This is a genomic window from Neobacillus niacini, assembly GCF_030817695.1.
In the GTDB taxonomy this organism is placed as follows: domain Bacteria; phylum Bacillota; class Bacilli; order Bacillales; family Cytobacillaceae; genus Neobacillus; species Neobacillus niacini_F.
Window position 1 is genome coordinate 2,967,058 of record NZ_JAUSZQ010000002.1, and the last position, 25,593, is coordinate 2,992,650.

Consider the following 25,593-nt stretch of genomic DNA (forward strand, 5'->3'; position numbering starts at 1 on the left):
CAATCCTCAAAAATTGCTGTGCTTGACAATAAATGATTTACTTAAATTTAATCCCGTAATAACGCATTGCCTCTAGGCTACCTTCATATTCAAAAATTCCCTTTTCGATTAATTTCCTAACCCTATATTCCAAAAAGCCGTCACCGATATATTGAAGAATATGTCCATAAACTTCACCAACCAATCTTGCACACATAATAAAGCCCTTTTTCTTCCCAATCAGCTTCTTAGCTTTTTCTATTATAAAATCATCGTAATAGTCTTCAGCTACAACTTTTATTTCTCCGTTTTCCCATATTCTTAATGTACCAGGATTTTTTGAGAGGTCTAACCACTTTTTTTCCAAATCCTTACGCTCAATATCTGATAAAATGTGCTTGTTTTCTTGGCTATGTTTATATATGGTTTGAAATTCTTCTAAAATGATTTCACCCGAAAAAAAGGGTAAATACTTCTTAGCCTTTTTTTCGAACAATTTTCTATACAGTGTTGCAGTATCAATGATAGAAATACTGTTTTTATGTTCCCGCAACAAAAACATTGTAAAAAGAAGAGCTGTTTGTTCATTTGCATTTTCTGATACCCAGATGTAAATTGGAACATTTTCTGGAATTGATAATAATTGAGAAATTACTCTCGGAAAACTTTCTTTATAAAATTCAACTTCATATTCATTAGATAGGTTGTTTTGTAACCAATCAAATCTATCTGTTTGTCCCTTTTCGGTATCTATACTATATAAAGGAGCAATAGCGAAATTGTCGTGGAAAGCAATAATAAACTCTTCTTCAAGTAAGTTTAATTCTTTTAATGGTTGTCTTAAATATGGGTATCCAAATTGTATATGAACTTTTTTGTAATTACCTTTTCCAAATGGATCTGGCTCTGTGACTTTTGGATAGAGAATTTTATTGAAAATTTCTTTTAGCTCATTTGCAAACTCAACTAAAGAATTCTCTTTATCCTCTAACAATGCAATCCTATAAAGAATAAATTGCAAGTATGACCTTATTTCCTGTTCTGGCAAGTCCTTTACTATATTCTTTATATCGAGAATATCCACCTAAAAACTCCTTCTATAATCGATTAAAAGTATTAAACATAATAAAAAATGCCTCTTTTTTAAGTTATTTTTCCCATATATTCTTAAACTTACCTACCTTACTACTATGTATCACGTTCCAATTGATAGTTTAGATAGTGATAATGCATTCAGTGATAATACGCTTAGAAAACGCTCTACAATTAGAGGAATCTATTAAAAATTAAAAATCTAAATAATTCCCAGGTCAGAAAACAAATAATTACACATTAAGCACCCATAAAGGGTGCCTTTTTTCTAAGGTTCAAAAGGTTCAATTTTTCTGGTTACTTTGTTATCTACACTAGCAAATTCCGTTCCGTATTTGCCTGAAGATCCAGCTTGGTTGCGAGACGCTTCAGCTTGATTTGCTTGTATTTCAGCATCTGTTGAACGACTTTGCTTATTGTTATCTGCCATTAATAATCACCTCCAGATTACTAATGTAACCAAAAATTGCAAGTTTATCTTATTTATAAAAGACATACTTTTACATATTTATTTCCCACGAAGCGGAATTCCTTTTTATAAGCAGATGAAGTTCGATATGATAGCAATCATTTAAGGTCAAGATGCCGATCCTCTTGTTTAAATTGTCCCTACCATAGAAACTGAGTAAGGGCTTGTAGATTAATTGCTTTTCCTCCATTTTTCAGGTGCTTCACACTCATGAATGACAATAATGTCCGCCATGTAGGGGAATATTTCTTCAATCTTAACTCGAAATCTCATTGCCGCATTCCGTGTTACTAGTTTCATTCATAGTCCTCCATGTAAAAAACGGTAATATATCCTTTATTAATCATTACACTTTAAGATTGACTGTTTTTATGCTTCAATCGCTTTTTATGTTCTAAAATATGGTAAATCAAAGGGATAAGAAACTTAATAGGGGTGAAAAAACAAAATGCCGATGGAGCAGGAAACGCTGGGTTTGTTATTTGGTGGTTTTTCAATCGTAATGGGTATTACGTTTATGATCGTTTTACGAATGTTATTCTCAAAAAAACGCAAGTCGTTTAGAGTGGCTTATGGTTTGATCATGTGTCATTTAATACTCTTTAGCCTTGCAGTCTATCAAGCGTTACGTGCAATTAGTTTTAATGGAAACCACCCAATGGCTTCCGAAGAAGTATCTTTACGTCTTGGTATGACAGGAGTTCTTTGGGCAATCAGTATGGTATTTTTAATCCTTGGTTTAATTAAATTTTCAGTTACAAAAAAAAACCCTTCTGTGAGACAGTTTTCCACTGTCCCACAAAAGAGATAATTTAGAGAGATCTAACCGGATGAGAGTTTCTTCAAAAAACATTTATATAATTCACTAATCCTCTATTTTCATATTCAAGTTAATTTCTTTTAGAATAAGGTTCGAAAAAGTTTGGCAATGGTGCATAACGGTATCTACGACTACATCGGACGCATATTCCAAAAAGTGGATCATAAAATCTTGGTTATTTGGTTGAAGGAAAGTGCCAATAAAATCAATTAGCAGATCATTTACCAGCCTGATATTGCAATAAACCAATTCAGCATGGGCTACTTGCTCTTCTTTCGTTGAACCTTTGTATACCATTTCCTTAAAACGAGGCATATTTTCGGCAAAGAAATTAGACTCGTTCACTTGTCTAGGGACGTCCATCATGAGCGTATGAAAATCCTCTTGGGGAACAAACTTTTCTTCATTAATACAATGCTTTAAAAAGGCTATTGCACGATTGGTATTTTCAATCAAAAAGGTCACGTTTCTCAGTAAAGTCTCTAAATACGCTTCTTGCGAATCCACACCTTGCTTTATCTCTTTTAATACTTGGATCATTCTTTGTGTAAGCTCATCCTTTTTCCAATGGGGCTGGTTAATGACAGCGCTTAAAACACCTGCGGTTTGTTTGGATAATATTTCTTTAGACACTGTTTTTTCTCTCCTAATTGACCATATTTACTTCTATAGAATATCACAAAACTCAATATAAAAACGCTAGATTATCCATGCGACCAGCATGGTCTAATAGTGGAACGCAGCCTTTTGGAAAGACGAGTACCACAGGTGATAAACTCTTTCAATTTTTGAGCGATGATTTCACCCAATTTTTAGTAGGATACAAGGATACCAAGTCTTTTACAAAAACCTTCCAAAAATTATACAATATGACACCAAAAGAATTTCGAAATCATTACTTTAGTAATAAATAAATTCTCAAAAATGGCTGTATTCAAGTCCCTAAAGGGTGTGTAAAAATAAACGGTACCAATCGTTCTGGCACCGTTACATTAAAATTACCATTCTAGTAACCTTTTGTTTAAACATTAGGCTCTGTTAAAACTGAATGTTGATTTCACTGTGTTTGGAAAATAAGCGGAGAATTTCCGTTTAAATTGGGAAATACCCATATTCCCTTAAAAATAAGCGGAGTTTTTCCGCTTATTGCATCGAAATCCTTGGAATTTGTCTTATTTAAAGCAGTTAACCGGAATATCTCCGCTTATATCTGCTTCTTAAGGTCTCTCTAAATACAATAGCCGGAAATTCTCCGCCTATGAATTCTCAAGCCTACACGAAAATCAACAATGAATAATAACAGAGCCAAACATTAAGTGTTGCATTTAATGTTGATGTAATTCGGATCATTACTTATAACATCGAAGTCAAACGATCTGATTTAATTCCTTGAATCCGTTCCTGGTGGGTGTAGACATTGAATCCGTTCCCTCGAATAAATCCAACAGTCGTAATTCCAAGTTCCTCTGCTAAATCTAAGGCCAAGTTGGTAGGAGCTGATTTAGAGAGAATAATTCCGACACCAATCTTAGCAGCCTTTAACAAAACCTCGGAAGAAATTCGACCACTGAAAGCAATTATTTTATCCTTTAAAGGAATTCGGTTGATAATACAATAACCATAAAGCTTATCTAACGCGTTATGACGGCCGATATCGGTTCGTGATACAACAATTCCTTCTCTTGTGCACAATGCAGCATTATGAACACCGCCTGTTTGCTGGAAATGTGAGGAGCTTTCCTGCATTTTCTTCATTAGCTCGCGGCATTGTTCCGGCGTAATGGTCAATTTCGTCATAACGGTCTTTGCAGTCTTCATGTCATTATGAAAGTAAAATTGCCGGCCTTTTCCACAGCAAGAGCCAATAAATCGCTTAGAGTGGAAGTCCTTTTGAATACAGTGTTTATTTACTAGTTCCACATAGGCGAATCCCTTTTCTTCATCGATGTGGAGCGATTCGATGTCTTGATAGAAGCGAATAACACCCTCGGATGCAAGGAAACCGACCACCAATTCATTCCATTCAGAGGGAGTACAAACCATGGTGGCAAACTCCTTGCCATCTAAAATAATCGTTAATGCCGTCTCAACAGCAATATCATCCTCTTCCTCGAAAAAGCTTTGTCCATTATATCTGACAATGTTTTGAGAAGTTGTAATCTCCTTTAACAATATTGTCCCCCCTCTCCATATTTTTTCCTATTAACTAACTTCAGTTTCAAGATCTTCAATTGTTTTTTCCAGATACTCAGTGTCTTTACGGGCGTTATAGCGCTCAGCTTTTTCAACATTTACAGTAATATTGTAATCTGGGATTCCAGCAAACTTCTCGTACCTTCCCCGCGGCAGCAGGAAGTTACCTTCCGGGAAGTGGACTTCTAAATTTCCCGGTGCAATATCAACGAACTTCGCTTTACCTTGAAAGACACCAAATCCGTTATAGACGACAATTCCCTCTCCCTCAGCGATACTTAATTTTTGACCATCAACAGAACTCATTAACACGTCATAGCGTCCTGCACCATTTAAGGGGTCAACTTCCTGATAAACCATTGAATTAAACTGTTTGCCCCGACGGGAAGTAATGATAAACTGTTCTGGCTTTTTATTTAAATCTGGAATTTCAACAGGAATGAGCGTTGCTTTGCCATCAGGGGTTGGACAAACTCCATCTTCACATAACCAAGCACCGCCCCATTGGAATACGTCCCCTTGCATCTTCAAGTGTTGGATTCCATCATAATCAGGGTTTGCTCTTGCAATCTCCTCGCGAATGGCAAATCCATCGGCAAAATCAACCAGGTGTGCAGTTTCTGGTTTTACACGCTTTGCCAGGTCAATGTAGATCTTCCATTCAGCCCGTGCTTCTTCCAATCTATTCTTATTACCTGGAATTTCAGGTGAGAAGTACACCATCCGCTCTGTTGAGGTACTCGTCCCGCCATCCTCCTGCTCATAACGCGTTTTTGCCGGCAGTACGATCACCGCTTCCTTGGCATCGACTAGCGTAGAGGTATTTAGAATAATATCTTGGTGTACACGAACGTCAAGCTCTGATAAGGCATAATTAATGAAGTCAGGGTCAGGCATCGTCTCTAAAAAGTTACCGCCAGATAAGTAATAAAGCTTCACTTTCCGTTCATGGTCTTCTGGAAGCACGATGTTTTCCAAGGTCACACCTACAATATCCCCCTGCCACTTTGGAAGCTCAAATCCCCAAAGTTTTTCGATTCTTCCCACATTGTTTGCATCCCATCCACCGCCAGGCAGTACGAATGGATCCGCTCCCATTTCACCGCTCCCCTGAACACTGGAATGTCCACGGAATGGCATGAGACCAGCGTGTTTGCGTCCTAAGTGGCCCCGTAGCAGTGCTAAATTTGCAACTTGTGAGATATTGTCTGTTGCAAAAGAGTGCATCGTTAGTCCTAGAGCCCATGCATAGACAGCATTTTTACTATTTGCTAAAACTTCAGCTAATTCAATAATCCGTTCTTTAGGGACACCTGAAGATTCGATAATTTCGTCCCAGCTTTGCTCCTGGACCTTGTTCTTTAGTTCCTCATATCCATTCACATGTTCACTCACAAACTGATGATTTATTGCTGATCCGTATGCTTTGTCTTCCATATTAAACCAATGCTTCATAATTCCATGCATAAAAGCAATATCTCCGCCGATATTGACCTGGTAGAAATCATCGGCAATTTTAGTTCCAAATAATGCAGACTCAGGATTGGAGGGAATCCAATATTTATCCATTGCCGGTTCACGGTATGGGTTTACAACGATGATTTTGGTTCCTTTCTTTTTTGCTTCAAGCATGTATTTTGAAGATACAGGTGAAGAGTTTGAAGCGACACTCCCCCAAAACAATAAGACATCCGTTCCGATCCAATCCAAATAATTAGAGGTAGAAGCCCCTACCCCAATCGAGCGTTTTAAAGCAGTCTTACTTGGGGCATGACAAATACGGGAAGCGTTATCAATATGATTTGTCCCAAGAAAACGGGCTACCTTTGCGGCAACATAATAGCTTTCGTTGGTAATGCCACGAGCCGTTAAATAGAACGAATATTGCTTGGGATTCAATTTTTTCATTTTGTCTGCGATTACATCCATCGCCTCGTCCCAAGTAATCCGAGAAAATTTCCGTTCTCCCTTTCTGCGAATCATTGGATAGGGAATACGACCGAGTTTCCGAAGCTCCGTGCTATCAAATTTCCTTAATTCCTCGATATCGGCATGAAGAATTTCCGGCTTAATGGCCGGCATTGTATTTAACCTAAGTACATTCATACGTGTCGTACAAACATGCAGCCCTTCTAATGTCTGATCATATAAGCCAGATACACCAAGTGCGCAGCCGTCACAAACACCTTTCATAAGAATATTGGTTGCATAGCCTAAATTATCTCGATTATCCCAGGCGATTTTCATCGTATCACGGATATGCTTTGGCTTTATTTTTCCTAATCCGAAAGGGATTGGACTTACCCAATGTTCAGGAGCAGGCATTTTTGCCTTTTTTTGTGGTCCTGGGTGTAGTGTTTTTCCCATTATTTTTCCTCCTTTAGTGTCCGCTATTAATTTAGGGTATAAAAAAACCACCAAGGGGACCCTCTAATGCTAAGGGTAATTCCGAGGTGGTTAGTCTACAACAGGTTCGCTGCTTAGTACCAACAAGATTTAATTGACTGAAATAAGGATTACACTTCCTTATACTTTTTTTCAATATCTTGATCAAAAACGAAAATCGACATCCCTCTGTCGGCCTCTATATCAATATCGACAAAGACATGAAGGAAGTTGACACCAAGCAATTCTTCCATTTCAACAGGATGGTTTTTCTTATAAATCTCTTTGACCATTTCTGTCCGAGCAGCACGAAGCATTTGTTTTCCTTCATCTGCGGTTGCAATAAATTTCTCAATCGGTGATAAATTTCCTTCTAATTCACAAATCGCCCAGCAATTACAAAAAGTGGTCCTCACCTGACTTGGGCCTTTTCCCATATACCGTTTTCGATACGCGCGAACAATATTACTAAATTCTGCTTCATATTTATTCACTTTAATCCATCCCATTTCGCATACTTATACTTCTTATATTCACTATGTCAATGTTGTTAATATAAAATTAGTATACAATATTATTCGATAGATTACGAACTTGCTTGGATTTCTCTCTCTTGATTACGACAAGCTCTCCCCTATGTATCTTTGTCAGCACCAAAATACTGAACAAAATAAAAACCATCATAAAGATTCATTTCATCGAATCCAAAATTACAGATTCAATCGAATCCTCACAACGGTTTGCCTTCAACAGGGACGCTGTTAAGTACCAACAGTTATAAAAAAGTATCCAACAAAATGTGATTCCACTCTCTAACCGATAAACAGGTTCGCTGTTTCGTATTAATAGAGTCTCATATTTTTGAATATGTTATTAGTCGCAATTTTCATATAATTTACTTAATATAATAACACAGGATCGACTTCAATTCAAACATAAAATTATCAATACTCCAAAAAAATTCTTCTGGAAAGAAACCTCCGTTTTTATTATATAAATCGATTAAATATTGTTTGTTTTTTTTCTAGTAATCATTATACAAATCATCATTCCAATCATTCGACCATTTATCTTCATTTCTTAATAAATTTTTTTCATTAATTTTATTTATAAGCACTTGGCGCTCGCTTGCATTTAACCACTCAATTTCCATCATCATTCTTTCCGAAACAGACAGCCTTCCTGACATATACGCTGTCGTTTGTATAATTAATTCTTTTAATTCATTTTGCCCTAAAAAAAAATCAGAACAAACGTTTCTGAAATGTTTTATACGTATAATTTTCACACTTAATTTGACAGCTAAAGAGCGTTAATCCTTGTAAGATCAACGCTCCCCCTTAATTCAAAAAAATGCATTTTATCCTTCTAATAGCTTCTTCCTCAGACTAAAGTTATCACAACATTTCCCTTTTTGTGACCCGTTTCCACGTAACGGTGTGCTTCGGCAAGCTGTTCCAGCGGATATCGTTGATCGATGACCGCTTTAATCTTTCCAGACTTATAAAGCTCTGTAAGAAAGTTTAGATTTGCTTGGTTCTGCATAAGTCCAGCCGTCACAAAAATGGCTTTCTTGTTACCAAAGACCGTAGTCTTCATCATGTCTAATAGAATGGATAAAGAAAGTGACGTGGAAAGGTAGACCCCTCTTTGCGTAAGCGATCCTTTACATTCTGCAAAGGATCGCTTACCCACCGCATCGAAAATAACGTCATAGATTTGACCATTTTTCGTAAAATCCTCACGGGTATAGTCAATCACCGTATCTGCTCCGTGCGATTTTACCAACTCCACATTTGTACCGCTGCATACTCCTGTGACTTCGGCGCCGAAGTATTTCGCAATTTGTACCGCATAAATCCCCACTGCTCCAGATGCACCATTAATCAGAACACGTTGTCCGCGCTGAACCTTTGCTTGATCACGAAGGAACGTCAATGCGGTAGGTGCACCATCACAGATGGCGACCGCTTCTTCATGGGACATTGCTACCGGTATGATTGCCAGAGCGGTATTTTCGTGCAGACATTTGTATTCAGCTTGGGCGCCAAATGTCTTTGCACTTAACCCAAATATTTGGTCGCCTACTTTATATCGTGTTACCTTTTTGCCAACTGCATCAATGATGCCTGACAGCTCCGTACCAAATATCGGGTTCTTTGGTCTTCTAAACCCGTATACAAGCTTAACGATGGGAGAACCCTTTCGAAAGGTACAGTCTGATGGTCCGACGGAAGCCGCGTATATTTTAATCCGAACTTCATGATCTTTCGGTATTGGCGTTTCTACCTCTTGGAGTTGAAAAACATCCGGAGTTCCATAATTTGTGCATATCATGGCTCTCATATGGCCGCTTTCCTTTTACTTTTTGCAGTGAGGGTTGTAATCGCATTTTCGTTAAATCCTTTAACGAGCAGCCATACAGCTAAAATCATTTCATTTGCTGCTACGGGCACAGCCAAAACAGCCCCCCAAAAAGAGATTTGAGGAAATACACCAAACATAACGAACAAGGAACAAATGAAAACACAAGTGGCTCCTGTCATACCTAGGATTGATATAAATCTTGGTACAAGCTTGGTTTTATAAAATATATAACTATACATCACTGTATTGATACCAAGCATGAAAAGTGGACCAAGCATGAATGTCCAGTCATGTATTGCTTTTAGGATTATGCCTGAAGAGTGAAAAGATGAAGAATCTGGGGCTCCTGCTGCTACAAATTCCTGGCTTAAGGTTAAGAGGGACAATACACTGATGACACCGACAGTAATAATAATTGCTTCAAGAAACCTGAAGCAAACATGCCATAGGGCGATCGTTTCATTATACTGTCTTAACAATGGAAACATGGTAGTGGCGGTTCCAATTGCTGAAACGACTAGAATTAATTCCATTACTGCTCCGAGTATCACTTGGTTGGAGTGTTCGGAACCTTTTATTAAATAATTGGGACCGTTTAAGATAGGATCGTATAAGTTTAGACCTATCACAGCTGTAACAGCAGCAAGTATAAACAGGACTCCCACAATTTTTGCAGCTTTTCTGTTTGAATTCATCTTTCTATCCCCTCACGTAATAAATTCAAAAACGTTAAGCATTGATCGTTCTTACTGCTTTGGTTGATCCCCATAAAAGAAAACTTCTTCCAATGGTAAGTTAAAGGCATGAGCGATGCGAAAAGCGAGTTCCAAAGATGGGGAGTAGTTACCCTTTTCGAGAGCTACGATGGTTTGTCTGGTTACTCCCACCTTGTCAGCCAACTGCTGCTGTGTCATTTCATCATGGTTGAATCGTAATTTACGGATGTGATTGCCGACAAGATTTTTACCCATTTTTACACTCCTCTCCGATAGTGATAAAGCTTTGTAACCGATCCAGTGACGTCTGAAATGAAACCTGCAGAAATCAGAATAATGAACATCGCATGTAACGGTTGATAGAAGACCAGCGACCCCATTGCAAAAAGAAAACCAACGACAAACACAAAAAATGAATTTCGGAACGCTTTCAAGTCAATTAACTTATCTAATTCATCGGCAAATGCTGGTTCTTTTTCATTGGTCGTCAGTCTAAATACAATGTTGAAAATAATGCTGATGATGATATGTGTGACGATTGAAAATAAAGTCAGGTAAAGCACGAAGGAACCCCAATAATGAAAAACCTCACTCGACTCCACACCCTCTCCTGGGTATCGCGGGTACATGAACAAACAATAAGAGACGAAAATGAGAATAGCACTAATGATCGAAACGATACTTTTCTTTTCTTGATAAGTCATGATTCACCTCTCCGTGTATGATTATTTTTACAAGAAGTTAAACTTGTTATACTAAATGTAAAGTAAACTATACATTAAGTCAAGTGCAATTTACAAAAATAGGCAGAATACTCCTTATTGGGTAATATGTGGCCTTGATGAAAAAACGTAATGTAATTATTTCTACGAGAAACCAAAGCAAAACCCCTCTGATGGATAAAATCAAAGGGGTTTACTTTTGCTGTTAATCTTTTTGAAACACCATCCAGCAAAAAAATTAGGACGTCTTGGCTGCTTACCTTCCCTCGCCGGTATTGTATCACCTCGAAAATAAAACGACAGTAACTGTTACCACCCGTTTTAAGTCAATCTATTTAACTACTTTTTCTTTCTTTTTGCTTTCATCGATTGGATCTGGAGAAATGCTTTGGTCATTGGCTGTCAGATCGATACCATAGTCCTTTGCAAACACCATATGTGTTTCTACTAGCACATCTGCAGTATTTTCATCCAAATTAAAAACCCTTGCACCACGTAATCTATTTCGATCTGCACCCGGAAGACCATATGTACCAAAACCGGTATTTCCGGCATAACCAAGCAGGATCCCATAGTAGTTACCCATGTAGGTGTTTACATGATCATGGCCGCAGAAAACACCTTTGACATCTCCCCTCTCAAGCATAGCTGAGAACATGCCGCTATTGATCGGGCCTGGGCATTCCTCTTCATTTCTTTCTCCGACAATATTATGCTTGTTCACAGCATTAGCGTGGTTTTCGTCCGTTCTACTATCTACACTCGCAAACCACATATATCGATGTTCCCAAAGTGGAATATGAATAAATACAAGCGAAGGAACCTTGTGACCCCATTGTTTCTCTAAGTTTTTAGAGGTTTCGTTATACCAGCTTACTTGGTTAAAACGAAGCCAGTCCCAGGTTGGATATCCCTCAAAGTCTTGACCAGCAATAGTATTAGGAGCATATCTTCCACTGTCAAGCAACCAAAGATTAAAAGCAGCGTCCGTACCTTTGGAATTTTTGATAAGGAGATTCATATTTCCTGTTCCAGTAATAGCTTTTACACTCGGCTTGTTCAAATTGTATTTATAAGACATGTAAATTTCGAGCATGTCCTCTTCATTAAGGCCACTTTTTGGAGTGGAGTCCTCATCATGGTTTCCATATGTAATCGCCCACTTTATCCCTCTCTGCTCCATAGGTTGTGCCACATTATTTATCGCTTGTTTCATCTCAAGAGGTGTATCACAGCCACCTGTAATGTTGTCCCCGTTAAGGACAACAAAATCTGGTTTTTCAGTATCAAGGACTTTTTCCATCAACTCGATCGTACGACGGTCAATGTTTTCATCATCTTGGGTATCGTTAAACTGAACAATTTTAAATTTTCCGTCCGGTTTGAATTGAAGCTTGATATCCTCATTTGCTGCGGCATGTACGTTACCCGTGAACATATTAGCCGGAATGCCCGCTGACCCTAGTGTTAAAGCCAATGTACTCAACCCGCCGATTTTGATAAAGCGCCGTCTGTCCAATCCCATTTGCAAGTCATAATTACTCATAATTAAATCTCCACATCCCTTTTTAGAAATATAATAGAAAGTACATCTATAAAAAAGAGTAACAAGGAAGTTTTAATTCTGTGTTTATGCTATGTAAATTATTAATGTAAATTTGGTAAAGATTGCATATGTTTAAATTTTGATAAAGAAGGCTTGAACTGGTATAAGTCTTGAAAATGATGTATTTTATGAGAAAGCAAATTTATTAATTGAAATTGATGAAATACAACATTTTACTATATCAACTCCGTCACGCAAACATTTACAAATGGTTCTTGATGTCTGCACGTAGCATTTACTATCATAAATCATTATTAATTTAATTCATCTAAACCGATTTCTTTTAATAGCCCGTAGGTGGCATCCAGATGTGGGATGTCTGGAATATAAATAATCATGCCATCCCGCCCTCGCGTCAGTAATACTCGATAACTATTAAGTCGGATCCTTTTTGGATTGATCAAGTTTCTGTCCTTAAAATGGTCAACCCACTCTCCTCCATTCCAGGTTAAATCATAACCCCAACAAACAACCGCTAAATCGAGCTCAAGTCCTTGTGTTTCAAATTCTGACGCTGCAAATTGTAGCTTAGATGAATAATAATCAGACTCTGCATGATTATAGTAAGAAACATACGGCTTTGTTGAATACCGAGAAGCAATTGGTAAACCCTTCACAAATGGATATGGCTGACGAATACCATATTCTCGTCTGGAGGAAGTGACTAATCCAATCTGTTTATTCTGCCCTTGGTATCGTTGATGGATAAAGGCTTTAATCTTCTCTAAATCTCTAGAAACATACAAAGTAAAACGATCGTGTTTTAGTTGTTGTGTTTCAGTTTTAACTTGTTTGATGTTACCTGTAAGAAGATGATGGACCCATGAATGCAAGCCAAGAGCCAGATGACTTCTTAATGATACATTTAAGTTTAGATGTTGATGAGTCACATGTTGGAAGGCATGTGGAAATTGGCCAACTAAGTTCTCATTTGAGTGCACTATCCACTGACCATTTCTAATGGCAGTATTCCAAAGTTGCAACCCACCTTCTTCTCCCTCATAGATCTCCTGCCCTTCACCAATTAAGCCAATTATAACCGACCATTCTTTTTGGTCCTGTGCAATTTGAACCATTAAATCTGGTTCTGAAAAATCCTTTTTCATCTTTTTTGAATCCCATGCACGCTGCGCTTCATCGAAGATAAATATATGTTCATTCGGAATAACCAGGTGTTTAAGGTACTCCCATTTGAAATTCTTTAACGCTTGCACAAATGTTTTATTTCCGAGCGCGTCCTGCAAGACATCTACCAGTGGTCCGTTGCCAGAAAGGTACACCGCTCCATTCACCATATGTGAGAACTGCAAACCAACAAGCGTCTTCCCTGCACCGGGAACACCTGTTAACAATACTAAATGGTGGGCTTTAGTTGTTCTTGCCTCCTCAACAATCGAAGAAAGCGTATCGAGAACCTGTGGGATATTGGTATTATTTACTTTTCGAATCGAAGGAATGGGCTCATACTTCATGATCGCTCTAGCAGCCTCAACAATCGTTGGTAACCGGTCATATTGTGCTTGCAGAAAATCTTGCCTATTTATGATCTTCCCTTTTGCATTCTTTTTCACCCAAGCAATAAACTGGACTAACCCTGAGCCCGAAGTTAAATATAATCGTTTTTCTTTGTTAGCTATCATCTTTGCTTCTTTAATAAATGTTAGAACAAGCGCACCCCTCACCTGTAGGGAATGCTTTGCTACTGATTCGTGATAATGATTAAAATCACGAACATAACTCGAGAGCTGTTCCCAATCAGAAGACCGTGGATATCCTCTCATTTTAAACTCCATCACAAGCAGTTCACCTGGAATAAGAAGCAATACGTCTGGGCGACGTCCACCCTCTCTCGGCAGCTCGTATTCAAAAAAAAGCTGCCAATTCTCATTCTGATAGGAACGGAAAGCATTTTGCAATACCTGATAACAGTCCCTCCAGGCTTCCACCTGCTCGTCCTTTGCTTCACCAACAAATTGAGTTAATTGCGCAATAAATTCCGTTTCTTCAACGTTTATGAACTGAGCAATACTTCCTGACCATCCACATCTACTACCATTTTTGAGTTCCATTATGTAGCTCCTATGTAGGAATATATGAATTCCCTATCTAACCTTTTTACTTTTTCTTAAGTATTAATTCAAATATAATGGCCTCTCTATTATGGCCATTTCGATCAGGTGCTGTTCGATGATGGTCACCGGTGCAAATCATTTTACCAACAAATTTCACAAGACCTGGTTTATGATTTTTAAATAACCATATATCTTTCCTGTTTAGTAAATGGTCTCTGATTGCCTTATTTCCCTTGGTGAATTTCATATCTCCCTCTTGGCCCTCACCAGTGTAGTAATAAACATCATTTTCCTGCCAGCCATCTTTATAACCATAATTCTTTCCACTCTCGCCAGAAAAAATCATAATCACAGGATATTGACTCGGTGTACTAATACCCGATTGCTGCTGTCCGCCTAACTTCGAATGTAAATCTCGCCGTCTATAAATCTTGCCTTCTCCTAACATTCCTACTCTACACTTCCCCTTATCCATTTTCCAAAAAAGCTCCAGTCCTTTACTGAGCCATCTTCGTTTAGGACTCCTAAATAGGTTCCATCGCCTTTCCCTACCTGCCAAATGGCTTGAGCTGAATTTTGCTTATCTGTAATTCCATTTTTCAACACATAATTAAAAAAAGCTTGTTTCCCTGGCTTGTAATTTTCTGCTACATAAGCAACTAAGTAGATATCAATACAGCTTGGTCCAAAATCATTGGGATCGCCGTTTAGGATATGCTGCTTAATCAGTTGAACTCTCGTTTCTTTTGTAGGAGCAAACATGATGGCTAATTTGATTTTTTCGATCTGGTACGCTTTATAGCTCCTTTTTTCCCAAGGTTTAAGAAGTGAGTCATTACCTTTTAATTCAATAAGCTTTTCAAGCATATTCTTTAGATTGCATACTGTTGGAATGACATTCAGATGTATACTTCTACCTCGTAGATTACGAGGCAAAGAAGATAGTTGTGCAGAATTTTTTATCATCTTATTCTCCTTTTTTAGTTAAATTATACCATTTATGATATAACTTTAGTAATGTATATTCCCACTTGTTTGCTAGTTAATAAAGTATTTAGTCCCAGTTACACAGAATATAATAGCCAATAAACAGGAAAGGTTTTGAAAGTTGACATGCATTGGAGTGAAAAAGAACAGATTCATTTATTAAAGGTATATGTTAATAAAGCAAACTATGATTTAAAAGTACTCATTAATCAGGAGAAAAATGGCTATTACGAACCCTTAGAATCAGTTGCAAATTTAGAAGATTCATCGGTAAAGCTTTGTAAAGTTTGTAAACCACTACATCTATACAACGAAACAATGGAGCAATTTTTTGGTGTAAAATAGACCTACTAGGAAGTGAAGTAATGAAGCTTGACCTTATGAAGCTCTTTGACGGTTATGTTAGAAACTATCATACTTTAAATCTCACCGTTCGCCATGGGAGACACTCTTTTACCATGGCGGAAATTGAGTACTTTTCGAGACTGGGTTCTATGTTGGGTTTTTTACCGTATACAGAAGATACGTGTAATGGTAAATACAGAGCAATGGACATGACGTGGTGGGATAATTTTGACGGTGATTATTGGCACGATTTTATATTACATCTTGAACGGGAAAATAATTTTAAAAAAGACTTAGAGACACTTGAAAAATTGTTCGATGAACGGGATCCCATTCCTCAAAATGTAATTGGAATTATGAACGTAAAAAATATTACTAGAATAGATGAATTGATTTCAGAAGCTAAACAGAGGAACAAAATTAATCAAGCATTACTAATATTTAGAACAAATTCTCTTGACAATAAAAAAGGATATTTAGACGAAGTCCATGCCTATTTAATCAACAAGAATACCGTTAGAAAAACCAAAACAGCCTATGTTAGCGATATTGCTGGGACATTGTACATGCATTTCGACCCCAGTCTTGATAAATAAATTTGTTAGAAAACTATATTAAAAAATGAAGGTAATAAAAAATAATAATAATGACTTAAATCCAATTTAAAACGCTGCAGCTTTAGGGACTGCAGCATTTTTAACAACTTATTTTAATTTTCTTAAATTCCTTAAACCAAGGTCTTGACTATTCCCACTACTTTACTTTGAGGAATGGTTGGATCATGTTGGACAACGAATGCTTTAGTAAATCGATCCAAGTACGTGCTTTCATGTGACTTTGGAGTTAAAATAATAAGCTTCCGTTTTAGTTCACTCTCATATAAATCAAATACTTTTACCTTCCGATGTTCGTCTAGTGCACTATCGAACTCATCGAGCACAATAAATCCTGGTGTGGTTTGGAGATTTTGTAGAAGAGCTAGTGCAAAGAGCAGTGAACTTAGGGATTCTTCTCCCCCAGATACCCCTTTTCCCACTCTACCACCCCTCGCTTTTATACTTACATCTTCCAATGCACCCCGGTGACCTTCTTTTCGAGCTTTAATAAACAGCTGAAAATGCGTTCGTTGTCTTCGATCCTCAAACGAAGCCCAGCTGATTTCCCCTTCGAACTGGAACTGACTCATATAATGTTTGAATCGCTGCTGAAGCTCAAGGACACGCATGTTAATCGTGGTTTCCAGCTGATCCTTTAGATTATCTGTTCTTTCCATATCTTGTTCAAGCAATACTTTCGTCCGGTTATATTCATTATCCAAACGTTCATATTCATGTTTGATCGTATCATAATTTTCCTGGGCAGCAGGGTCAATGCCAGCCTCCGTCCGAGCATTATCAAACATAACCTTTCCATTTTCACGGTCTCGCTTTAGCTGGGAAACAGATGGCAATGAATCCTTTGTCAAATTCTTGGCGGTTTCAGCGTAAATAGTTGGAACGAGCTTTTGTAAGTCTCCAAGTTCTTTGATGACATTTACAAGTTCGGCCTGAATGGATTCCTTGTCGTCATGACCATTTTTCTTTAGTTTTTCAATTCCTGTGATCTTACGATTAGCATCTTCAAGAACATCCATTACATTACCAAGCTCTCGTTCTTTTCTTTTGATGCTTCTATCAAGTTGATCAAATTCATCTTCGAGATTGTCAATCTTCCTCTTTTGCACTTTAAAAAGCTTCTTTTCCTGTTCAACTTGAGTGTGTAGATGATTCCGTTCTTCATATTTATCTTTCATTTTTCCAAGTTCTTCATAGATTTTTGCTTCTTGTTCTAATGTTTCTTTCAAATACTTTTGTTCAGTCTGAGTGCGAAGCAATCGCTCTTTTTCTTGTTCCAACCCTTTGATATTTTCTTTAATTACGTCTCTCAGTCCAACTTCTTCTTCCAGTTTTCTTTTTCGAATTACCCTTTCATGTTGATTCGTCATAAAGGCTTCCGCTTCTCTTACCTGATGAATGATACTATTCAGCTCTTGAATTCTTTTTGTATCTTTAGCAATGACTTTATCTAATTTAGAAAGTGATTGAGTAAGATCACTCACAAGCTTTTCTACTTCCTGCCTGCGCAGCAATAATGCCTTCCTGCTTAAGATATAACGATCCTTTTCTTGCGGACCGCGTATCCCCATCGGGTCGATCAACGTTCCATTCTTTATTGAAAAAGAACCCTCTTTAAAAAATTGCTCTACCCACCAAAGTGCTTTCATGGCATACGTTAGTTCTTCCTCATTAAGTCCTTCCTTCACTTGTAAATGAAGGGAAGGTAATTTTGTCACGACCCGGTCAGGAATAACCATCATTAACGGGACATGGTATAGATCGTTTGGAGGGGTGACATGTTTGCCATTGAAAAAAATCGTATATTTTATCGCATTGTATAATTGTTCATCCTTTACGTGTGCCCTCTCATCCAACTCCAGTAGTTCCCGAAGAGGGTAGGCTTTTATCTTCAACGCACTAAAAAATTTCATAGACTCTAATTGTCTAACAGATACATCCCGGTTTTCCTGTAACAGCCGTAACTCTTCTTTTAACCCTCTTAACTTTAGGGAATCAGAGAATTGAATCTCTTTGTTAGAGGTTACTCTTAATTCAAGTAGTTCAATCATCCCCTGTACAGCATGGCTGCTTTTATACTGTTGCAACTGTTGGAGATGAATCTGTTCCACTCTTTCATCGTTCTGGATTTCCTGATGGAGACGGGTAATCACTTCAACCTTCTTCTGCCAAGTATTATTTTGCTCGTTTAACTGTTTTGAATTCCGTATAAAGTCATGATTTGTTTTCTCTTGCTCATCGGAAAGCTTGATTAAAGCTGTCTTTACTTCTTCTTCAGTTCTCTTAATTTGGTTTTTTTTCTTTGTGATAGTCTCTAACTCTAAGTCAAGTTGTTCAATTCGGGCTTGTAACTGTTTAATTTTTTCATCCATTTCATCCCGCTTCTTTTCTTCTTCACTAATCTCTGTATCTAGCTGTTCATGCTTGATTTTTGAAGATTTCAATTGTTCGGCCAGGTGTTCTTTTAATGATTTTTTTACACCTAAATCATCCTTGGCTTCAGCGATGTCCTCTTCTAAGTTCAAAACTAACTCTTCTAATCTCACTATTTCCAATTTATAATAAGCTTCCAATTGGAAAAGTGAGCCAGCATACAGGCCACCGCCCTCCAGCAGTCGCTTTTGATTATCCAAGTAACGATCCAACGCTGCCTTTTTCATCGATAACTCCGATTTCATCAGCTTTACATTCGTTTCAGCTGCCCGAAGTGATTCCTGGGTATCTTTCACCTTCTCCATACTTTCTTCCCAATCGCGCTGAACCTGATCAATTCCATGCATTTCACTAAAAACACGGAAACGTTCCTCTGGATTCATGACAGCGAATTGATTTACTTCCTGCTGGTACCAGATTAAATAGAAAAGATCCGGGTCAACCTTGTATTTATATTGAAGGTCTCTTCTATAAGCGGTGAAATTATAAAGTCGATCTCCAGATGTATACTTTATCGTTTCTTCCCATTGGTCAATCACATCTCCAGAAGAAATACTAAACTCTTTTTTCATTGGCTGTCCTGGATCTTGAATGATTTTTAAGGTAAATTCTACAAATGTAGGCGCATCTATTTTCATCTTGCCTTCATTTTTTAATAGCAGGGAAATTTTCGCCTTCCACGTTTGTTCCGGTGCCAGATTACGAGACTTTAGCCCTTCCACATCTACCTTTGAAGAATACAGAACTGCCCCCATGCAAAACGTAATCGTCGATTTCCCTGATCCGTTAGGACCAGTAATCATAATATGGATATTTTCTCCTGATAAATCCAAGAGAGTTGGCAGATAGTCACGAATACCAGAAAAAGTTAATCTCCATGGAATCATATTTCTTCCCCTTCCTGATAGAGATTATAACGTCTAAAAAACTTCAATACTTCTTCTTTATTCAGTTGATTCGATTGACTAAATTCTGCCGTCCTCCTTAGAAATGAATCTGAAAACATATGAACACCAATCGCAGTGAGCTGATAGGCCTTTTCTTGGGAATTTGTATCGTATTCCTCAATTGCACCTATTTTCTTCAGAGGATCAATATTCATCAATAAACGCTGATTGGCTTTTGTGGTTTCATGTCCAAAGGCATTGAGCAGAGTATCAAATAATGTAAATTCATGTTGCAATACCTCCTGTTGATAAAACATATACAAGAGGATGGAGAGGCTTTCCTTGGTTAATGTATTACGAGCAGCTCTTGCTGGGACTCTCATCATGACGAAACAATAGTCACGCCGTTCATCATAAATTACTTTCATATATCGGTTAATGGCTTGGTTAACCCTTGTGAGGAACGAGAAAAATTTCTCATCGTCTCCTTGTATTTTCAGAAGCTTCTCTACTTCTTTTCTGGATAAACCAAAATTACCGGACCGAATAGTGGCGGAAGAGGAAAAGAGAATATTCATAAAGGTTAATTCCTCAGTTTCCGTCAGAAATCCCTTTAATGATTGCATTACATTAAGAGGATTTACGTTACCTTGGTCAATCTTTTCACTCTGAATGCTTTTCTGGTGATTTTCGTTTTCTGATAATGTTGGATCCATCGTCACGATTCATCCACTCCCATCTTCGTTCATATGCTTGTACTTGTACTTTTTCTGTTGGCTTTGTTATTGTAATTTTCTTATTCCCCACCAGTGCTGCAATGGCAGTAATGGCATTGACAGCATCACTCCATTGGGAAGAGGTAGCCTCTATAACCAATTGTTCCATTGGTGTTTCATCATGTTCATTTAAATAAGATTCAATTGCTTCTGTTTCAATCATCGATTTCGTCAACATCCAATGGGTTTCTCCCATTAATTCGTCGATTTCCTCCTCGGAAATCATTTCTTCGACATACTCAAGCTCATCAACTACTTCTTCAATGGGTTCCGCCATCGGCTCATACGTTTCCAAGTAGTGAACGGCTTCATCTATAGCTGCATGAGGGATAGGTGCCGCAAACTTAACAGGCATCCACAAACCATCAATGGCTTCCTCCTCATACTGCCCCTGTTCCATGAAGCTAAATAATTGATAAACATTCGGTACATCGGAATCAAGAGGAGGATCATACATTTGCGTGATGAAAGATCGGACCTTTTCCGGTTGAATAGTGGAGGATAAGGGTGTTTTTTGCATATGAGTAAACTTTAAATACTTATTAATCATACCCAAACTCAAGTTCGTCCCTTCTGCAAGAACGGCTGTACCCCTTTGCAGTAAGTTGGAAAGGACTAAACTTTCTTCGATGGTTTGGAACAATCGGAAACGTTCCTGTAATTTGATGTCCAGCTCCTGCATTAATTGGTGAATAACCTCAAGCTGTGGGAGGGCATTTCGATCTGCCAGCATTTCAAGCTCTCGTTCTTTTAATAGTTGAATGGCATTTTCGACATTGCGAATCATACTAGCAATCTTATTACCGCCTGAAATCCCATGGTCATCATAGGCTTCACTCAATTCAGCATCCCTTCTTGCTTGAAAAAGGGAGCGGCCAATATCATCCTGCATATAGTATGCCAACGAATCATTCGCCAATCGGATCAATGCATCCATCATCCGCTTCCCTGTATCTCGCATTTTCAACTGTCTCGATTGTTTGGATATCCAATTGTATTTAACGAGAACATTGACAATTTGCTCGATCTTTTTCTTTGTTGGCGGCTCTGGATCCTTATAACGGTTACGATATCGATAATAAACGGTTTCAGCGTTTTCTATCGGATCATCCAATCCAAGGGCCTCCTCATTGATCAACTGAATAATTTTCAGGAACCGTAAGATTTCTGCAGGCGTTTGAAACGCATTTTGTGAACCCAGGTCACTTAAAACACCTGATAAAGATGCAATATCTCTCATCGACTGCTGTACTTCAGGATGGGTTTCATTTACTTGAAATATTGAAATTAATGGTTGATCCACTTTCTCCAATCCTCCACACCTCCCAAAACCTGTTCTTGTTCGATTCTTTGGTCTTTCAATAAATCTTGCATATAGACTTCATATTCCTGCCAAGTATCAAGCACTTGTTTGGAATGCTGAATCCATTTGATAGAACCATGGTGATTTTCTTTAACGGTAAGGTACATTTCTTTTGCTATGTGGAAACCATCAGGATCGTAATCACTCCATAGTAGCACCTGCAAAATATTCCCATTTGTTAGTAGCTGTTTGATACAGTGCTTATGCGAGGACCTTAGATGACCATCTATACACAAAATAAGAGTGTTCGTTTCTTCAAGAAAATCTTTCTCAGCAGCAATTCTCGTTAAGATGGCTCGATTTTCAACAAGCCAGAGAGTGGTTGAATCTGTTTTATACTTCTCTTCTGAAATTGATAAATCAGTGAGTGAATGCACAGGTCCATAACGGTAGGCAGAGTAACGACCAGTAATTTGACCGGAAAAATATAAAGGTGTAATTTTGCCAAGACTGGTCAAACCAAGTAAAGCTACGGGACATTGTGCCCATTCCTCGAGTTGATTAATAAAATCGTCCTTATAGCGATCAAACTCCTTTGAACCCCCGATTTCCTGATAATAACTCGCTCCAATTTCCTTCCAGTCAAAGTCATATTTTTGATGCCCTAGTTGTATAAATGCTGCGATAAAATGAAGGAATTTAAATCGCTTTGATAATGACCATCCGGAAGGAAATGCTTGGCACTCTTTTAGTTGATCGACATCCATATCGTAGATTTCATTTATAATCGATAAACAAGCTGCAACCCCCCTATCCCGTTGATTTGTCATCTCTATAATGGTAGAAGGAAAGAAAGATTTCGCTTTTGTTTTCCAACTGCTAAAATTTTGTTCTAGTTTTTCCTCCTGGGCACGTAATCGGTTTTGTTGATAAGTATACAAACGATATCCCATTCGAAAATGTTGGGTATCTACCGTTTTTCCATCTCTTTTTAAACGGATTTCCTTCATAATAAACCCAAGGTTAAACCATTTTATTGTATTTGAATCATGCTCATTTAATTGAATCTTTTTCTTTGGTGTAAACCCTAAATCTATCAGATCTTCTGCAAAGGGGGATTCTTCCACTACATTTGCCATGAGAGTTAATAGCCCAACAACACGATAAGTCCTTTCCGTTTGCTTAATGATTTTTATTTCAATAATGGGATTACTGCTTATAATGTTATTGGGTAAATCTAACCGCTCTCCACTTTTTAATAGATACTTATTTATATAGTTCATTTCTTCTAGACTAATCATCAACATTCTCCATTTTCTTATTTAACACTATTGTAGCAAAGTATTATGGTTGTTGTAGGATGTAAAATTATGAAGTTTGTTTTTTAGTGAATTTAATGAATTACAAAAGACAAGAAATAATAGAGACTTATAATGAAGTCGGTATTGTATGGAAAGTTACTGATTCCAAAAATGTTGAGGAATCTCACTTAAAAAAGAGGCAAAGAAGAAAAGAATTATCGGAAGATTGGACTCTTGATAACTACAACGATAAAATCATTAATATAATTAATGGATTGAACAATGATGTCCACGTTTATTATTCAAATAATTTTTCACAAGATTACTTTTGTTTTAATGATGAGAAGTGGATAGTTATTATTGGTAAATATAATGTGATGGAAATTGCATTGATTGGTAATCCCCAAAATTACTTTACAAATAATGAAGGATACACCTATTTAGGGAAAGTTAAGGATGTGTTTGAATGAGTTAATATAAACAAGTAATTTTAAATTACGGTGACGATGTAAATGATTTTGATTGTAGTCCCTTTGAACATCTCCGGATGCTACATGACAGAACTCATCATGAACTAGACTATAATGAAAAAATCCAATTATATATTTTTGATTTAAACCTAATTAGAAAAGCTTCTGAAATGGTTTAACAAATCAGTATTATTTACGATTTTAAATTGTCGGATAAAAACAATATTCCGCTAAAACCAATATCTGAATGCAAAAGACTTATTATTAGTTAGATGTAAACACTAATTTTTCATTTTTGTACATTTTTATTCTTTTCGGTTATAATAAAAACAAGTGCAGAATAAAATAAAAAAGACCGAACATGCAGCAACATGTCCGGTCCAGCAATAGACGGTTCCCTCTAAGGGGGTCAGCTATGAGGTGAAATAATCCACCTGAGCCGCTAAACTCAAGGGTGGGTTATTTTTGTTTAAATGACAGTACGGCTACGATTAAACTAGCAAAAGCAATCGTAATCATTAATGTTTCAAAAACTGTCATCAGCATCACCCCCTTTCTGTTTGGGAGTGTGCCGATGAATTGCGCCCATGATAGTTGACACGAATATTTCCGGAATTCTATGACCATAATTGTCATAAAGGGAGTGATTTAAGTGTCAACGAAAAGAAAAAATAAATCTTATTCATTTGAACTAAAACTAGAGGCAGTTAAACGAATACAAGCCGGCGAAAGTGTACAAATTGTAGCCAAACAGTTGGAGGTTTCAGATCCAGATTATATTTATGAGTGGATTGATAAATATAAAACATATGGTGAGGTAGGATTAAAACGAAAAAAAAGAATGAGCCTACTTAACGATAAAGATAAAATTAAGGAATTAGAAATGGAGAACGAAATATTAAAAAAGTATCTTCAAATTCTAAAGGAGGAGGAAAAAAGGCAAAGTTTAAAGTAGTAGAAGAGTTAGAGTCTAAATACCCCGTCTCTAAAATATGTGAAAAACTTGAGGTATCTCGAGCGGGATACTATAAATATATAAGAAACAAAGGAAAGGTGAAAAAAGAAAATAAAACCGAGACAGAATTAAAAGATTATATCACTATAATATTCCATGAACACGATAAGAACTATGGTTATCGGAAAATACATGCAGTATTGGAAGATAAGTATAACCTTATTGTTGGGGAGAAAGTAGTGCGAAGGTTAATGCATGAGTTAGGTTTTAAAAGCCAAGCACGTAAAAAAAACAAGAAATCAGTCTCTGAAAATAGGGTGAATAATGGGGCTGGTCATATTTATCCTAACCTATTAAAGAGAGATTTCACTACATCTAAAACAAGTGAAAAGTGGGTTACTGATGTAACAGAATTTCCTATTGGAAATACTAAACTATTTCTTTCTTCATTAATGGATTTACACGATAATTATATTCTAGGATACCAATTATCTGAATCACATGATGTTCAACTAGTAGAAGATACACTTATCGCTGCATTAAAAACTAGAAAAAAAGAAGAAGGAATTATTCTGCATTCTGATAGAGGGATGCCCTATCGATCAAATAGATGGAAAGAGTTAATGATTGAACATACTATCATTCCAAGCATGTCCAGAAAAGCAAATGCACTTGATAATGCATGTGCAGAAAGCTTTTTCTCCTTTTTAAAATCAGAACGTAAACAACTGAAAAATATAAAGAATATTGATGAAGCTAAACAGATTATTCATGATTATATTGACTATTACAATCATAATCGAATACAAGGGGTTTTAGATTACAAAACACCCAAACAATATGCGGCGGCGTGTTAAGAGACAGCCCACAGGGCTAGTCTTTCTCCTTCGCATCTTACAGACTAATTCTCAGAACCCTGGGAGTCTGTCAAGTGCCTTCCTTGACAGGCTCCCAGGGTTCTGAGACACTGCAAAAAGATGGGAAAGAGCAAAGGAACCAGAGTGATGTTAATTATCACTGATTCCTTTAATAGATCCGGTTTTATAGTGTGTACTATTGAAGGCGCAACGCACGACCACCCTTGAGAAATCCTATTCTATT

The 25,593-nt window shown here is 37.3% G+C and carries 28 protein-coding genes; 7 read left to right on the plus strand and 21 right to left on the minus strand.

What is annotated here, in order from left to right:
• Positions 1–37: 37 nt before the first annotated feature.
• The 3 genes from QFZ28_RS15250 to QFZ28_RS15260 form a co-directional block, all read right to left on the minus strand.
• Positions 38–1,063: a DUF1835 domain-containing protein gene (locus QFZ28_RS15250; protein WP_307195418.1), complete on the minus strand. Its 1,026-nt coding sequence runs from the start codon at positions 1,061–1,063 to the stop codon at positions 38–40.
• A gap of 276 nt (positions 1,064–1,339) precedes the next feature.
• Positions 1,340–1,501: a hypothetical protein gene (locus QFZ28_RS15255; RefSeq protein WP_307195419.1), complete on the minus strand. Its 162-nt coding sequence runs from the start codon at positions 1,499–1,501 to the stop codon at positions 1,340–1,342.
• Between the two features lie 210 nt (positions 1,502–1,711).
• Positions 1,712–1,840 (minus strand): hypothetical protein, encoded by a 129-nt coding sequence (locus tag QFZ28_RS15260; RefSeq protein WP_307195420.1) that lies wholly within the window; start codon positions 1,838–1,840, stop codon positions 1,712–1,714.
• A gap of 148 nt (positions 1,841–1,988) precedes the next feature.
• On the opposite strand from QFZ28_RS15260, the gene QFZ28_RS15265 reads away from it, so the two are divergent.
• Positions 1,989–2,351: a hypothetical protein gene (locus QFZ28_RS15265; RefSeq protein WP_307195421.1), complete on the plus strand. Its 363-nt coding sequence runs from the start codon at positions 1,989–1,991 to the stop codon at positions 2,349–2,351.
• A gap of 54 nt (positions 2,352–2,405) precedes the next feature.
• Here the strand turns inward: QFZ28_RS15265 and QFZ28_RS15270 are convergent, their stop codons facing one another.
• On the minus strand, positions 2,406–2,993 hold the full coding sequence (locus QFZ28_RS15270) for a hypothetical protein (protein WP_307195422.1): 588 nt from the start codon (positions 2,991–2,993) through the stop codon (positions 2,406–2,408).
• Between the two features lie 77 nt (positions 2,994–3,070).
• Between QFZ28_RS15270 and QFZ28_RS29805 the strand changes: the two genes are divergently transcribed.
• Positions 3,071–3,274: an AraC family transcriptional regulator gene (locus tag QFZ28_RS29805; RefSeq protein ID WP_373428139.1), complete on the plus strand. Its 204-nt coding sequence runs from the start codon at positions 3,071–3,073 to the stop codon at positions 3,272–3,274.
• A 439-nt stretch (positions 3,275–3,713) separates the two neighbouring features.
• On the opposite strand, the gene fdhD is transcribed toward QFZ28_RS29805, so the two are convergent.
• The 12 genes from fdhD to QFZ28_RS15330 form a co-directional block, all read right to left on the minus strand.
• Positions 3,714–4,532, minus strand: coding sequence for a formate dehydrogenase accessory sulfurtransferase FdhD (fdhD, locus tag QFZ28_RS15275; protein WP_307195423.1), 819 nt, complete (start codon positions 4,530–4,532; stop codon positions 3,714–3,716).
• 30 nt (positions 4,533–4,562) lie between these two features.
• Positions 4,563–6,920 carry an FdhF/YdeP family oxidoreductase gene (locus QFZ28_RS15280; protein ID WP_307195424.1) on the minus strand — a complete coding sequence of 786 codons (2,358 nt, stop codon included), beginning with the start codon at positions 6,918–6,920 and terminating at the stop codon, positions 4,563–4,565.
• A 149-nt stretch (positions 6,921–7,069) separates the two neighbouring features.
• On the minus strand, positions 7,070–7,432 hold the full coding sequence (locus tag QFZ28_RS15285) for a DUF2294 domain-containing protein (protein WP_307195425.1): 363 nt from the start codon (positions 7,430–7,432) through the stop codon (positions 7,070–7,072).
• A 530-nt stretch (positions 7,433–7,962) separates the two neighbouring features.
• A complete protein-coding gene (locus QFZ28_RS15290; RefSeq protein WP_307195426.1) occupies positions 7,963–8,127 on the minus strand; it encodes a hypothetical protein in 165 nt (54 codons plus the stop codon).
• 194 nt (positions 8,128–8,321) lie between these two features.
• Positions 8,322–9,284 carry an NAD(P)-dependent alcohol dehydrogenase gene (locus QFZ28_RS15295; RefSeq protein ID WP_307195427.1) on the minus strand — a complete coding sequence of 321 codons (963 nt, stop codon included), beginning with the start codon at positions 9,282–9,284 and terminating at the stop codon, positions 8,322–8,324.
• Positions 9,281–10,000: a DUF4386 domain-containing protein gene (locus QFZ28_RS15300; RefSeq protein ID WP_307195428.1), complete on the minus strand. Its 720-nt coding sequence runs from the start codon at positions 9,998–10,000 to the stop codon at positions 9,281–9,283. The genes QFZ28_RS15295 and QFZ28_RS15300 overlap by 4 nt, the downstream gene beginning before the upstream one ends.
• Before the next feature lie 51 nt (positions 10,001–10,051).
• Positions 10,052–10,276: a helix-turn-helix transcriptional regulator gene (locus tag QFZ28_RS15305; RefSeq protein WP_307195429.1), complete on the minus strand. Its 225-nt coding sequence runs from the start codon at positions 10,274–10,276 to the stop codon at positions 10,052–10,054.
• Positions 10,277–10,278: 2 nt separating this feature from the next.
• Positions 10,279–10,725: a hypothetical protein gene (locus QFZ28_RS15310; RefSeq protein WP_307195430.1), complete on the minus strand. Its 447-nt coding sequence runs from the start codon at positions 10,723–10,725 to the stop codon at positions 10,279–10,281.
• A gap of 349 nt (positions 10,726–11,074) precedes the next feature.
• Complete coding sequence (locus QFZ28_RS15315; RefSeq protein ID WP_307195431.1) at positions 11,075–12,289, minus strand: metallophosphoesterase family protein; 1,215 nt, start codon at positions 12,287–12,289, stop codon at positions 11,075–11,077.
• A 314-nt stretch (positions 12,290–12,603) separates the two neighbouring features.
• The gene (locus QFZ28_RS15320) at positions 12,604–14,418 is read right to left on the minus strand and encodes a DNA/RNA helicase domain-containing protein (RefSeq protein ID WP_307195432.1); all 1,815 of its coding nucleotides are present in this window, start codon (positions 14,416–14,418) and stop codon (positions 12,604–12,606) included.
• A 46-nt stretch (positions 14,419–14,464) separates the two neighbouring features.
• Positions 14,465–14,869: a hypothetical protein gene (locus QFZ28_RS15325; protein ID WP_307195433.1), complete on the minus strand. Its 405-nt coding sequence runs from the start codon at positions 14,867–14,869 to the stop codon at positions 14,465–14,467.
• A gap of 2 nt (positions 14,870–14,871) precedes the next feature.
• The gene (locus QFZ28_RS15330) at positions 14,872–15,387 is read right to left on the minus strand and encodes a hypothetical protein (RefSeq protein WP_307195434.1); all 516 of its coding nucleotides are present in this window, start codon (positions 15,385–15,387) and stop codon (positions 14,872–14,874) included.
• A gap of 135 nt (positions 15,388–15,522) precedes the next feature.
• Here QFZ28_RS15330 and QFZ28_RS15335 point away from each other — a divergent pair, with 135 nt between their 5' ends.
• Together QFZ28_RS15335 and QFZ28_RS15340 are read left to right on the plus strand one after the other, a co-directional pair.
• Positions 15,523–15,753 carry a hypothetical protein gene (locus QFZ28_RS15335; RefSeq protein WP_307195435.1) on the plus strand — a complete coding sequence of 77 codons (231 nt, stop codon included), beginning with the start codon at positions 15,523–15,525 and terminating at the stop codon, positions 15,751–15,753.
• A gap of 20 nt (positions 15,754–15,773) precedes the next feature.
• On the plus strand, positions 15,774–16,349 hold the full coding sequence (locus QFZ28_RS15340) for a hypothetical protein (RefSeq protein WP_307195436.1): 576 nt from the start codon (positions 15,774–15,776) through the stop codon (positions 16,347–16,349).
• A gap of 131 nt (positions 16,350–16,480) precedes the next feature.
• Here QFZ28_RS15340 and QFZ28_RS15345 read toward each other — a convergent pair whose 3' ends face one another.
• Genes QFZ28_RS15345 through QFZ28_RS15360 form a run of 4 tightly spaced genes read right to left on the minus strand, consistent with a single transcriptional unit; the run spans position 16,481 to position 23,067 of the window.
• Positions 16,481–19,687: a chromosome segregation protein SMC gene (locus tag QFZ28_RS15345; protein WP_307195437.1), complete on the minus strand. Its 3,207-nt coding sequence runs from the start codon at positions 19,685–19,687 to the stop codon at positions 16,481–16,483.
• A complete protein-coding gene (locus QFZ28_RS15350; RefSeq protein WP_373428140.1) occupies positions 19,684–20,313 on the minus strand; it encodes a hypothetical protein in 630 nt (209 codons plus the stop codon). Before QFZ28_RS15350 ends, QFZ28_RS15345 begins: the two co-directional genes overlap by 4 nt.
• A 37-nt stretch (positions 20,314–20,350) precedes the next feature.
• Positions 20,351–21,775, minus strand: a complete 1,425-nt coding sequence (locus QFZ28_RS15355) for a hypothetical protein (protein WP_307195438.1) — start codon at positions 21,773–21,775, stop codon at positions 20,351–20,353.
• Positions 21,751–23,067, minus strand: coding sequence for a DUF2399 domain-containing protein (locus tag QFZ28_RS15360; RefSeq protein ID WP_307195439.1), 1,317 nt, complete (start codon positions 23,065–23,067; stop codon positions 21,751–21,753). Before QFZ28_RS15360 ends, QFZ28_RS15355 begins: the two co-directional genes overlap by 25 nt.
• 95 nt (positions 23,068–23,162) lie before the next feature.
• On the opposite strand from QFZ28_RS15360, the gene QFZ28_RS15365 reads away from it, so the two are divergent.
• A complete protein-coding gene (locus QFZ28_RS15365; RefSeq protein WP_307195440.1) occupies positions 23,163–23,537 on the plus strand; it encodes a hypothetical protein in 375 nt (124 codons plus the stop codon).
• A 459-nt stretch (positions 23,538–23,996) separates the two neighbouring features.
• Here the strand turns inward: QFZ28_RS15365 and QFZ28_RS29810 are convergent, their stop codons facing one another.
• Positions 23,997–24,173 carry a putative holin-like toxin gene (locus QFZ28_RS29810; RefSeq protein ID WP_373428077.1) on the minus strand — a complete coding sequence of 59 codons (177 nt, stop codon included), beginning with the start codon at positions 24,171–24,173 and terminating at the stop codon, positions 23,997–23,999.
• A 16-nt stretch (positions 24,174–24,189) separates the two neighbouring features.
• Between QFZ28_RS29810 and QFZ28_RS15370 the strand changes: the two genes are divergently transcribed.
• Positions 24,190–24,492, plus strand: a complete 303-nt coding sequence (locus QFZ28_RS15370) for a transposase (RefSeq protein ID WP_307193467.1) — start codon at positions 24,190–24,192, stop codon at positions 24,490–24,492.
• On the plus strand, positions 24,435–25,349 hold the full coding sequence (locus QFZ28_RS15375; RefSeq protein WP_307197041.1) for an IS3 family transposase: 915 nt from the start codon (positions 24,435–24,437) through the stop codon (positions 25,347–25,349). The genes QFZ28_RS15370 and QFZ28_RS15375 overlap by 58 nt, the downstream gene beginning before the upstream one ends.
• Positions 25,350–25,593 lie beyond the last annotated feature (244 nt).